10 protein-coding genes and 1 other annotated feature (1 of these 11 only partly in view) are annotated in these 11758 nt (G+C 33.1%); of the genes, 4 read left to right on the top strand and 6 right to left on the bottom strand.

Going from position 1 to position 11758, the window contains the following annotated elements; translation table 11 throughout:
• The first annotated feature begins 20 nt into the window (after nt 1-20).
• The 3 genes from H9636_RS12945 to H9636_RS12935 all read left to right on the top strand — a co-directional run bounded on the left by H9636_RS12945 (nt 21) and on the right by H9636_RS12935 (nt 3861).
• On the top strand, nt 21-365 hold the full coding sequence (locus H9636_RS12945; protein ID WP_191707983.1) for a YlbF family regulator: 345 nt from the start codon (nt 21-23) through the stop codon (nt 363-365).
• Between the two features lie 251 nt (nt 366-616).
• The gene (locus tag H9636_RS12940) at nt 617-2134 is read left to right on the top strand and encodes a coproporphyrinogen III oxidase (RefSeq protein WP_191707981.1); all 1518 of its coding nucleotides are present in this window, start codon (nt 617-619) and stop codon (nt 2132-2134) included.
• A 299-nt stretch (nt 2135-2433) separates the two neighbouring features.
• On the top strand, nt 2434-3861 hold the full coding sequence (locus tag H9636_RS12935; RefSeq protein ID WP_191707980.1) for a GGDEF domain-containing protein: 1428 nt from the start codon (nt 2434-2436) through the stop codon (nt 3859-3861).
• A 174-nt stretch (nt 3862-4035) separates the two neighbouring features.
• Here the strand turns inward: H9636_RS12935 and H9636_RS12930 are convergent, their stop codons facing one another.
• The gene (locus H9636_RS12930; RefSeq protein ID WP_122970880.1) at nt 4036-4650 is read right to left on the bottom strand and encodes a PH domain-containing protein; all 615 of its coding nucleotides are present in this window, start codon (nt 4648-4650) and stop codon (nt 4036-4038) included.
• 226 nt (nt 4651-4876) lie between these two features.
• Between H9636_RS12930 and H9636_RS12925 the strand changes: the two genes are divergently transcribed.
• Entirely contained in the window at nt 4877-5665 is a 789-nt protein-coding gene (locus tag H9636_RS12925; RefSeq protein ID WP_191707979.1) for an HAD family hydrolase, read from the top strand.
• A gap of 54 nt (nt 5666-5719) precedes the next feature.
• Here H9636_RS12925 and H9636_RS12920 read toward each other — a convergent pair whose 3' ends face one another.
• The 5 genes from H9636_RS12920 to serA all read right to left on the bottom strand — a co-directional run bounded on the left by H9636_RS12920 (nt 5720) and on the right by serA (nt 11467).
• The gene (locus tag H9636_RS12920) at nt 5720-5878 is read right to left on the bottom strand and encodes a hypothetical protein (RefSeq protein WP_158599663.1); all 159 of its coding nucleotides are present in this window, start codon (nt 5876-5878) and stop codon (nt 5720-5722) included.
• A 1-nt stretch (nt 5879) separates the two neighbouring features.
• Nucleotides 5880-7133, bottom strand: coding sequence for a Ger(x)C family spore germination protein (locus H9636_RS12915; RefSeq protein ID WP_191707977.1), 1254 nt, complete (start codon nt 7131-7133; stop codon nt 5880-5882).
• Nucleotides 7108-8217, bottom strand: coding sequence for a GerAB/ArcD/ProY family transporter (locus H9636_RS12910; RefSeq protein ID WP_191707975.1), 1110 nt, complete (start codon nt 8215-8217; stop codon nt 7108-7110). Before H9636_RS12910 ends, H9636_RS12915 begins: the two co-directional genes overlap by 26 nt.
• Nucleotides 8218-8219: 2 nt before the next feature.
• Nucleotides 8220-9707, bottom strand: a complete 1488-nt coding sequence (locus H9636_RS12905; protein ID WP_225230215.1) for a spore germination protein — start codon at nt 9705-9707, stop codon at nt 8220-8222.
• Nucleotides 9708-9847: 140 nt separating this feature from the next.
• Entirely contained in the window at nt 9848-11467 is a 1620-nt protein-coding gene (gene serA / locus H9636_RS12900) for a phosphoglycerate dehydrogenase (RefSeq protein WP_191707973.1), read from the bottom strand.
• Nucleotides 11468-11570: 103 nt separating this feature from the next.
• Nucleotides 11571-11758 (bottom strand) — a binding site (T-box leader); it runs 49 nt beyond the window's last position.

Here is an 11758-nt window from a genome sequence, read left to right as displayed (position 1 = left end):
AAATGAGAGTGGGAAATTTTTTGATTAACATTTATGAAGACATTAACAAATTAGAAGCGGCGTTACGTCAAACGGATGAGTTTAAAGTTTTAAAAGATACAGTCGAAGCTGTTCGAGCAGATGAAGAAGCGACGAGATTGTTTACGAACTTCCGTGATATTCAAATGAAGCTTCAACAAAAGCAAATGAATGGTGAAGAATTACAAGAAGATGAATTAATCTTTGCACAAAAGGCAGCTCAATTAGCCCAATCAAGTCCGAAAATTTTAGCGATGTTAGAAGCTGAAATGGCTTTAAGTAAAGTAATTGAAGAAGTAAACCGTATATTAGTAAAACCTATCCAGTCTTTATACGATGGATTGTAAGATTTAAGACCACACAAAAATTTGTGTGGTTTTTTTATGAATTATTATCTATATAATCAAGAAAATAAATTCAATATTGAAGTAATAATAAGCAAATTGAATGAACAATTTGTTATATTTAAATGACATGTTATAATTAACGTTTGTAAATCTCCATTCAGATTCATCCTAATTCGATAGAGTGATGATGGAGTAGGAATTCTCCTTTGTTGTTATATGAACGAATATTAATAGGGAAGAGAGTATGAACGATGAAAAAGATCGAAGTTAATGAAGTGTTTAAAGAAGATTGGAACCGTGTGTTAAATCATATAGCAAATTTGTTTTTTGAAGACTCTAAGATCGTAGTATCTGCCGACGATGCAGAACTTTCTTTTCGTTTTCAATATTCAATAGATAAAGATTACGCCATTCATACAAATTGTGAATTAGAAGTAGATGGTCAAACATATACAAGTAATTATTCAATTCGTTATGAGTCGGAAGGTACCGAAAAAGAGCAAGGCATTCGTATGAAACGCGCTTTGTCTCATGTCATGTTAGATGTACTTGAACAGTATACAGGTATGACGCAACAATGGGGAATATTAACCGGAGTTCGTCCGACAAAGCTATATCATAAATATCGGAAACAAGGATTAAAGGAAGAAGAAATTTTCGCTATTTTGAAAAAGGACTATCGTATATCGGATTCTAAAATTGCTCTGATGCGTGAAATTGTTAAACGACAATTAGAAACAATTCCTGATTTAGATGAAATCGGAAAGGAACTTTCAGTATATATCGGTGTTCCATTTTGTCCGACAAAATGTGCCTATTGTACTTTTCCAGCTTATGCGATTGCTAGTAACCGGAAGGCAGGACGAGTTGAGTCTTTTATCGATGGATTGCATATCGAAATCCGTGCTATGGGGAAATGGTTAAAGGAAAATAATATGAACATCACTTCCGTTTATTGGGGTGGAGGTACTCCAACTTCCATAGAAGCTCATGAAATGGATGCTCTTTATCAAACGATGTTTGAATCTTTTCCAAATCCAGAAAAAATCCGTGAAATTACGGTTGAGGCAGGTCGCCCTGATACGATTACAATCGAGAAAATTGAAGTGCTGAAAAAATGGGGAATCGACCGTATTTCAGTAAATCCCCAAAGTTATACGGATGAAACTTTAAAGGCGATTGGTCGTCATCATTCTGTACAAGAAACAATCGATAAATTTTGGTTATCTCGAAACGCTGGAATGAACAATATTAATATGGATTTAATTATAGGGTTACCGAATGAAGGAATTGAGGAATTCCAACATTCTTTAGACGAAAGTGGGAAAATGCAACCAGAGTCGTTAACGGTTCATACGTTATCCTTTAAACGAGCTTCCGAAATGACCCATAATAAAGATAAATATAAAGTAGCTGATCGTGATACCGTAACGAAAATGATGGAAATGGCAAGTGCATGGACAGCAGAAAATGGATATGTACCCTATTATTTATACCGCCAAAAAAATATATTAGGTAATCTTGAAAATGTTGGTTATTGTAAACCAGGTGAAGAAAGTATCTATAATATTGTCATTATGGAAGAAGTTCAGACAATTTTAGGGATAGGTTGTGGCGCTTCAACGAAGTTTGTTAATCCGCTGACAGGTAAAATTACACAATTCCATAATCCGAAAGATCCGGCAGCATACATTATGACCTTTGAAGAGGCAATTGAGAAAAAAATTGAAATGCTGAACGATTTGTATCATACAGAAGTTAAACAGTAGTTTCGGAAAGACAGAGAGTAAAATCTCTGTCTTTTTTTACCAAATTATATCGAAGTGGTTTTTTCCTAGAGTTGAAGTACTATAAAATGAAAGCTATTTTTATTGCAATGTTCTTACAAATTCATTTTATTTATGTTTCAAAAATCCTTTCATTTTTAGAAAATAATAGGTAAAATGAAAGAACCTAAAAGACAGAAAATTCATTTTATAATAAAATATGTTATTGGTATAATTTGTAAAATAACGAAATTTTGTGTATAACTTAAACATAAAGGTATGAAAAAAGTAGTGGGAAATAGATGGGAAGTGAAAATATGCAAGAATTAAAGGAATTAAACATTACGATGACCGCTCTTTCAAGGGAGGAACGTTTTGATGAATTTTTTAATTTGTTTGAGCCTACCGTAAGTCTTGCATTAGAGGAACAAAATTTCACTATATTAATCGATTTGTATTGGAATCGTAGTAGAACTTTTTATCAATTAGGAGATATCCAATCTTGTATTGCTGATTTAAAAAAGGCTTCTGAATGGATAGATGAGTATGGAACAATTGAACAAAAAATTAAATATTTTAATTCCTTTGCCGCTGCCTGTGGAGAACTCGGCAATAAAGATAAGTATCTAGAATATTTAAATAAGGCAAAAGATTTAGCGATTCAATATAATGATCTATCATTACTTTGCAATATTTATAATAATTTAAGTGTACATTATATCGATATTGGTCAATCGGAAGACGCTGTTGAACTTCTTACAAAGTGTCTTAAATTATCACAACAGTTTTATGAAGAAAATGGTTATGATATCCCCGCCTTTTTACATATACGTTTAAATTTGGCGAAAGCCTATACAGAACTTCACCAATTTAGTAAGGCTGAAGAGCTTTTTAAAATGCTTTTTTCTTACATTGAAGGTAAAAAAATGGTGAAAACTTCAATCTATGTTTATCAATATAAAGGACTATGGTATAAAAAACAAAAACGATATGAAGAAGCATGTGAAATATTAGAAAAGGCAAAAGGGTTTGCATTAAATAACAATGATTTAATTCAACTGGAAGAAATAAATAAAACTTTAGTAGAAATAATGACAGAGCTAAATGATAAAGATCGTTTAATCGCGATTCAGAAAGATTATATTAATATTCTTTTAAAGTTAAAGGAAATTAATTTAAATCAAAATTTAATGCAAATTGAAGTTTCTCAAAGTAATAAACAATACGAATCCATGACAACAAAAGATCCGTTAACCAATTGCTATAATCGCCATTATTTTGAGAAAAATGTTAAAGAATGGTTATTAGATGCGCACAAAACAGATGATTTAATTGGTTTTATCATATTTGATGTTGATTATTTTAAAGAAGTAAATGACAAATATGGCCATTTAGCTGGTGATGATGTATTAAAGAGAATCGCTTATGAGGCAAATCTTTGTTTAGCTAATTATAATAGCTTTTTGGCTAGATATGGCGGAGATGAATTTATTGCGATTTTAAAAGTGGAAAACTTAAGAGAATTACAATCGATTGTGGAAAATCTTCATAAACATCTCACTTCCTTAGTAATAGAGGTAAATGATCAAAAAATTCCAATTCATATTAGTATCGGGGTAAGTACGAATTATCGTGGAATGATTACAGATGAAAAGGAAATTTTTAAATTAGCTGATGATGCATTGTATAAATCAAAACGAAATGGGCGAAATCAATATACAGTTAATTAAAAAGAATAGACAAGGGCTATTCTTTTTTATTGTTCAACGTAAGGCAATCAATGAGTCGATTTAAGAAGATGGTAACCTTAAAGGGAATATAGCAAATATAATAAAAAGTGGTATTAGAAAAGAACTAATACCACTTTCATTTGGAAACAATATTTTAATTCGCTTTAAAGATGATTAGTTTTTAATAAATAATTCGAACACATCTCCAAAGTCTTCTTTTGAGTAGTTGTTACTGCTTTCTTTTAACCATTGGTTAGCAAATTCAGCAATGGATTTAAAGGATTCAGCAGGGGATGTTTGTCCATAACCAGTTGAAGAAACACTTCTTGTTGCATACTCTAAACTATCAAACATAAAGTTGCGGTGTTTTTCATTATCTCGCATCATACGTTCAATTGTAATTAAGCTTTTATAAAGATCTTTAATTTTCTCAGCATAACTTTTATTAATATCAATTGATAATGGCGTTTCGCCAATTGTGAATTTAATTTCAATATCAAGGTCAATCGTACCTGCTGTTTCGAGCGATACTTGGCGTAACGTATTATATTTATAATCGTAACGTCTTAATGTACGCTTTTTACTTACTGCGGAATCACCATCAACATGTATAAGGGCAAAATTAGTAAAACAATATTCATCCGCTTTTGTTTTTATAAGGAAGTAAATTTTTTCGCCCTTCTCATGTAAAACGTAATCATCAGATTCTGTTTTATCGTAGTCTTGAGGTTCAATTACTTTACCGATATCCGAAAGTCCTAAAGCGTCTGCTGCAAATTTCTTAATCATTAATTTCTCTCCTTTTACTAGTGCTTCTGTTGTAAAAACAGTTGGTGCTAGAATTGTTTAACTATTATTATATAATTTTCACTTTTCAAAAATTAACCTAATAATTCTGAAAATATGATAAAATAAATATACCATTTAATTTCTATTTTAGAAAGCTACCAATAATTGGTTTAGAACGAAAATTCGATTCCAATTAAAATATAAATATATACATAGGGAGAACCAAATGCCAATTCATACGATTATTTTTGACTTAGATGATACATTATTATGGGATAAAAAAAGTATACAAACTGCTTTTGAAAAGACATGTCATTATGCTTCCACAAAATATAATATAAAACCGGAGGAGCTGGAGGATGCGGTTCGGCTCCATGCTCGTAAATTATATGAATCTTATAAGACCTATGAATATACAGTATCGATTGGGATAAATCCCTTTGAAGGATTATGGGGTACCTTTGACGATTCGTCTGAATCATTTCAATTAATGAAAAAAATCGTTCCGACTTATCGAAAAGATGCTTGGACAAACGGTCTGAAAGCTATCGGGATAGATGATGTCGCATTAGGTGCTGAACTCGGTGAACGTTTTGTAGAAGAACGGAAAAACTCACCTTTCGTATATGAAGATACATATAAAGTACTTGATGATTTGAAGGGGAAATATCAGTTAGTTTTATTAACAAATGGAGCACCTAGCTTACAAAATTTAAAATTAAAAATTACCCCGGAAATTAAATCCTATTTTGATCATATTATTATTTCTGGTGATTTTGGAGTCGGAAAACCGGACGCCTCCCTTTTTGAATATATGATGGAGAAGGCAAATATTCAGCCAGATCAAGGGATAATGGTAGGCGATAATTTAAATACAGACATATTAGGTTCTGCTCGTGTCGGTATGAAAAACGTTTGGATTAATCGGGAAGGGAAAAGTAACGATTCTAAAGTAACACCAACCTTCGAAGTGAAGTCTTTAACCGAATTTAAAGAACTGCTAAAGAATTTATAACAAGGAAAGCGAAATGACAGTGCAAATGTCATTTCGCTTTCTATTTTCCTGATGTCATTGTAAAACAGAGAAAAAAGGAACTACTACAATCATTATCGCCAAAATGAAAACGGCAATGGCACCTTTTTTGTTTTGCTCTTTCCATAGGGTGATGGCAAAACCAACTGCGTATAGAAACATGATGACAATAACCAACCAAATGATTAAGTCCAACCTAATCGCCACTTCCTTCTAAAGCAGGAACTTCACTTTGTTTACCAAATTGCCCAAAATTAATGTTAACCGATACATTCACTTGTAAATCAGGATATTTTTCTCCCCAATTGTATTTTTCGTATGCTGGAATCGTTGGAAATTGTTTTCTAACATCAAGGGACCAACCAAATGGTTCCCCTTTAAACTCCTTTTGCGTCTTCTTAATGAGATTATCAAATTTCGTAGTAATACGTTCTTCAATATCATTTTTTAAAATCTTTCTTTTTTTACTATCTACTGCATAGTTAATCATACTATGATTTGATAGAACTTCCACATATAGAGGAATCGTTATATCAATTGTTGGATTATCCCCATTCAAATTTATCTTCACTTCATTATTTCTTTTCTTTACTAACCTTGTGACAACCTGATGCTCCCTATCAAAAGGGTCGGGAAATGTTGTTAACATATGCCCAGAATTTAATGTATCATTTAGTAGTATAGTAAGTCTTGTTTCTTCGCTCGTTAAAGTCCCTAACATCCTACCTTCTTTAAAAACAGCAGATCCAGCGAATTCTGAATTATTCGTTTGTCCTTCTGCATTAAATTCCCCAGCTATAAAATTATCTTCGCCTTTACGATTGTCTGAAGTGTCTTTTTCAGTAGTAGCGTATATTCCTAAAAAAATCGATCCTTTTGCTTCGGTAATTCTAAAATATTTGTTAATATCCGTATCAGGTATATAACCTGTTCGAATACCATATTCGAGTATTAATTCAAAAAATTTATGAACCCTCGTTTCAAGTTTTGGTTGAGTTTTTTCTAGAAATTGACTAGCCTCCTCCTTTGTTACAATCAACCGAACACCTCGTTTTATTTCCGGTTCCTTTGCAACATCATACATTAATCGTACAAAGTTTTTGTCTTTCGCTAATTCTTCCGAAACAAGAAGATAGCCTAGTTGCGTATATGTAACCTGTTTTGCAATGACCGTATTCGCCATATCCTTCGCAGAAATTAAATCATTCGTTTGAAAAGTAATAATTTCTCTTGGAGGTTCATTCGATCCTTGTCCACCTTCTGATCTAGATAATTCAGGATTCGTAATAAGAAATGTTATTTTAATTTGATTTTCTTCTTCTCCTTTATCTAGTCCAATGGCAACAGCATAGGCCCTTTCATCTATAGCTAACTGATCCCAACAACCACTTAAAAAAATTAACATTAAAAAAAGGCACGATAATTTACTCAGCTGCTTTCTTTTTATCATTTATTGAACCTCCTTTTAGCTTTGCTAATACCCATATAACAAATGGTAGGAACAAAAACACTGGAGTAACTAGTTTTAAAAATTCTCCTCTTAACGTATAAATTGCAAAGGTTGGAGTTTCAGGTATCATACCGAAAAATACGATTAATGTTGCAAGTATAGGGATAATGAATTCCTTTTGACTAATTTTAAATAGAGTGCTGAATAATAAGACGCTTATATAAAAGTAAAAGGAAAATCTCGCAAAAGTTGCAATTAACCAAAAGGGAAAGAATAGCGACTCTGTATTTCTTATAAACCCGAGTTGGATTGTTCGTATAGACTCATGGTAAGGATAGTCGATTAGCTTTATACCATTAAAATCAAACAGCATGACATAAGACATAATGGCTGTAGAAATTTCAATCGTTATAAAGGCTAACCCAATCCACATCCCTTTTTTTAAAACCTTTGTACTCTTTAAATACGAAGCAATGAATGCAAAATAAAATAAATCTGCAAAAATAGATATATAAGATGTACTTCCTTTTATAATTTCCCATTTTCCTGTTCCAAATAGAGGGAAAATAAATTCGGGACGACCTTGTAAAACTATTAATACTAAAACGGTTAATGCGGTAACTTTTACACCGGCAATAATAATCCATGCATAGGAACTAATATGTTCAAAACCTTTTTTTGCTCCATATGCCGCTACAGAAATTAATACTGCGTAAATAACAATAGTAGGTGTATCGTTAAAGTACATCGTTCCCATAATATCTGTATAAATGGAGGAATCGATGATAAGGGCATAGATTTGAAAAATCCATAATGCGAATAGGACGAAAAATCCAACATATTTCCCGAATACTTCTTTAATAATTTCAACAAAAGTTTTATTTGGATATATTGCGAAAATTTTTAGTATAAAAAAAACGGGTAAGATGGTTGTGACCCCAATAATAATAGGTGCCATCCAAGCAGCACTTCCCATACTACTAAAAAATAGACTTGGTGTATCATCCGCCAATTTTGTTCCGATTGTAAGAATAATAATGGCGATAAATTCTCTTGTACCAATTGTCCCCTTTGTTTTGTCCATCGCTATTCTCCTGCTTTTTTATCCATATCTTTCGGTTTTAAATAACCGGGTCTAAATATTTGATTTTGTAATAATTTCCGGAACACAGTATCCTTTGAGGAAACATATTTTGGTGTCATCGGAGATAAATATGGAACCCCAAAAGTCTTGATGGATAGCATATAAAATAAAATGACAGTAAATACTGCTGCCATCCCATAAAATCCGAAAAGTGCCCCTGAGATAATAAATAGAAATCTTAATAATCGAATGGTGAAATTCATATTAATATCACCAATTGCAAAGGAGGATAAGCCGCCAAGGGCAACGATAATGACTACAAGTGGACTGACAATATTCGCTTGTACAGCCGCTTGTCCTAATATTAAAGCTCCAACAATGCCAATGGTTGGACCAATCGGGCTTGGCACTCTTAAACCAGCTTCCCTAATAAGTTCGAAGGCGATTTCCATTAACAATATTTCAATGACCGATGGGAATGGTACAATTTCTCTAGTTGCTGAGATTGCTAAAAGTAAATCTGTTGGAATCATTTCCACATGATAATTTGTGATGGAAATATAAGTGGCAGATGCAAATAAAGTGATAAATAAGGCTAAAATCCGTAATGATCTTATAAAGTTTGCAAATAGTATACGTAAATAATTATCTTCGGAAAGATGAAAAAAAGACCAAAAAGTCGCGGGTAATACTAAAGATGTCGGTGAATTATCCATTAGTAAAATGATAAAACCATCTTCTAAATAGGCAACTGCCCGATCTGGTTTTTCCGTATTTAAAATAGTTGGAAAAATGGATTTTTCCCGGTCTTCAATAAATTGTTCTAATAAAGAGAGGTTTTGTATAGATGCTACATCTAGTGAATTGACTCTTTCTTTCACTGATTGAAGTAATTCGTCATTTACTAAATCCTTCATGTAAAGAATATATAATTCATTATTGGCTCTTACGGAAACTGGGGTTATTTCAACAATGAGACTTTCATTTTTAATCTTCTTCCGAATTAATGAAATGTTCGCCACTGCTTGTTCATTAAATGCTTCCTTTGGTCCTTTAAGGGATACTTCATTTTCTGCTTTTTCTATAGATCTTCCTTGAAATTTGCTTGCATCGATAATATAAGCAATTGAATGTCCATCAACGAGAATTGCAACATTTCCTTTATTTATTTCTTTTAATATATCCCCAATTATTTCTACATTTTTAATTGTTTTCGTTGATAGAATATCTTGAACTTCCTTCGAATCATCACTATTTAATAGTAGGTTTTTTATAACTTGATTTTCAATGACTTGGGAATCTGTAATGGTACTTATATAGATGATAGAAGCCTTTTTATTTAATCCGCCAATAAGAAGGTTTCGAACTTTGACATCACTATTGATAGGAATCGAGTAAAAGGAATTGAAAATCTCCATAGTACTTTGTAAATTTCCACTAATTGTTTCTTTCTTTAGAGAAATTGGATCTAATGATAATTGTTCCGACAATGATGGTTGCCCCTTTCTCTTTTTCCAGAAATACAATACTTTTATATTGCTCATAAATAATGGTTTTATGTACTTTATCAAGTATTAAATTAAGAAAAAAGCCGCGCAATTTTTTCTTTGCGCGGCTTTTTATATAAGTATTATAAAGTAATTGCTTTAACTTCATCTATATTTTCAAGTTGAGCTACGTATTGTAAATCGAATTCGGTTACATCGTTATCAATTGTCAACATCATGACAGCAGTGCCGCCAATTTGATCTCGACCAACTTGCATTGTGGCGATGTTAATATTTTTTTCAGCTAATTTTGTGGCAACACGACCAATTGCACCTGGTTTATCTGTATTTTTAATATAAAGTAGGCGACCTTCAGGAATAACATCTACAACATAATTTTCTACTTTTACGATACGAGCCCCAAGGCCGTTTAATAATGTTCCTGCTACTGAGTGTACTTCATGCTCTGTTTTAACTTCTACTGTGATTAGATTCGTAAAACCTTTCGCAGTAGTCGTTTTATGCTCATTAATTTTAATCCCAATTCGTTCAGATAAATAACGGGCATTTACATCGTTTACGTGGTCACCATGATTTTTTTGGAGCAATCCTTTTAATCCATTAGATGTTAATGGACGGACATCGTAATTTGCTACTTCACCAGCATAAGAAATATTCACTTCTTTAATGGCTTCAGTCGTCACTTGAGATAAGAAAGAACCCAATTTCTCAGCTAATTCAAAGAACGGTTCTACTTGTGCCAATAACTCTTTTGGAATCGAAGGCATATTCACAGGATTTGTAACCGTACCTGTTTTAAAGAATTTAATAATATCATTTGAAACGTCCACGGCTACTGATTCTTGCGCTTCTATTGTGGAAGCACCTAAGTGAGGAGTAGCAATGACTTGTGGTAAATTCAATAATTTGTGATCTGTCGCTGGCTCTTCAACGAATACGTCAAGGGCTGCACCGGCAACTTTTCCTTCGACGATTGCATCGTATAAATCGTCTTCGTTAATAATTCCACCACGGGCACAGTTAATAATTCGAACGCCGTCTTTCATGATAGCGAATTTTTCTTTATTTAATAAGTTACGAGTCTCCGGTAGAAGCGGTGTATGAACTGAAATAAAGTCAGCAGCTTGAACGACTTCATCTACTGTTCCTTTTGTTACGCCTAGTTCTTTTGCTCGCTCTTCTGTTAAAAATGGGTCATAAGCAATAACGTTCATTCGTTGACCTTTTGCGCGGTAAGCTACCTCTGTACCGATACGCCCGAAACCAAGGACACCTAACGTTTTGTTTTTAAGCTCAACGCCAACGTAAGATTTACGATCCCAAATTCCATTTTTTAAAGAGTTGTAGGCTTGGGGAATATGACGAGCTAGGGAAGTCATCATCGCGATTGTATGTTCAGCTGCAGAATTCGTATTCCCATCTGGTGCATTAACGACGATAATTCCGTGTTCTGTTGCTGCTGCCAAGTCGATATTATCAACACCTACACCAGCACGTCCGATTAATTTTAAGGATTTTGCTGCTTCGATAATTTCCCGTGTGACTTTTGTTTGGCTACGTACTAAAAGAACATGGACGTCAGCTAGTTTAGAAATTAATTGTTGTGGTGTGAGACCTGTATCGACGATTACATTTAAGTTTAATTCGGTTTCCTGGCGAAGGGGGAAAATACCATCTTCACTTAGGGGATCAGCAATAAATACATTAATTTCATCTGTTGTCGTAGCAGTTTTTGTTACCATTTGAATAATACGCTCCTTTAAATATGTTTTTTTTAAAGATTTTGATAATTTAGAAGGGAAAGCTTCTAAAAAATATAAAAAGCCTTTTGCTCCCTACAATTAAGTAAGGGGCGAAAGGCTAAATTAACATTCTTACGCGGTACCACCCTTTTTCGTTGCTGAAATAGACTCAGACAACCTTTAAGCAAATGCGTAACGTGCACGATTACGGATTAGCATACTTGTATTTCCGCTAATCTATTCGGGAGTGGAACTTCAATCATAGAAAACACTGATTTTCACCAACCATCA

The sequence above is a fragment of the Ureibacillus galli genome, from assembly GCF_014836845.1.
In the GTDB taxonomy this organism is placed as follows: domain Bacteria; phylum Bacillota; class Bacilli; order Bacillales_A; family Planococcaceae; genus Ureibacillus; species Ureibacillus galli.
Note: the sequence above shows the minus strand (reverse complement) of the source record. Positions and strands in the feature narration are given on the sequence as shown.

Excerpts from the sequence above, each read along its gene's own strand:
- serA (WP_191707973.1), bottom strand. The coding sequence starts at position 11,467 with ATGGTAACAAAAACTGCTACGACAACAGATGAAATTAATGTATTTATT.
- H9636_RS12935 (WP_191707980.1), top strand. The coding sequence starts at position 2,434 with ATGGGAAGTGAAAATATGCAAGAATTAAAGGAATTAAACATTACGATG.
- H9636_RS12910 (WP_191707975.1), bottom strand. The coding sequence starts at position 8,217 with ATGGACAAAACAAAGGGGACAATTGGTACAAGAGAATTTATCGCCATT.
- H9636_RS12915 (WP_191707977.1), bottom strand. The coding sequence starts at position 7,133 with ATGATAAAAAGAAAGCAGCTGAGTAAATTATCGTGCCTTTTTTTAATG.
- H9636_RS12925 (WP_191707979.1), top strand. The coding sequence starts at position 4,877 with ATGCCAATTCATACGATTATTTTTGACTTAGATGATACATTATTATGG.
- H9636_RS12940 (WP_191707981.1), top strand. The coding sequence starts at position 617 with ATGAAAAAGATCGAAGTTAATGAAGTGTTTAAAGAAGATTGGAACCGT.
- H9636_RS12930 (WP_122970880.1), bottom strand. The coding sequence starts at position 4,650 with ATGATTAAGAAATTTGCAGCAGACGCTTTAGGACTTTCGGATATCGGT.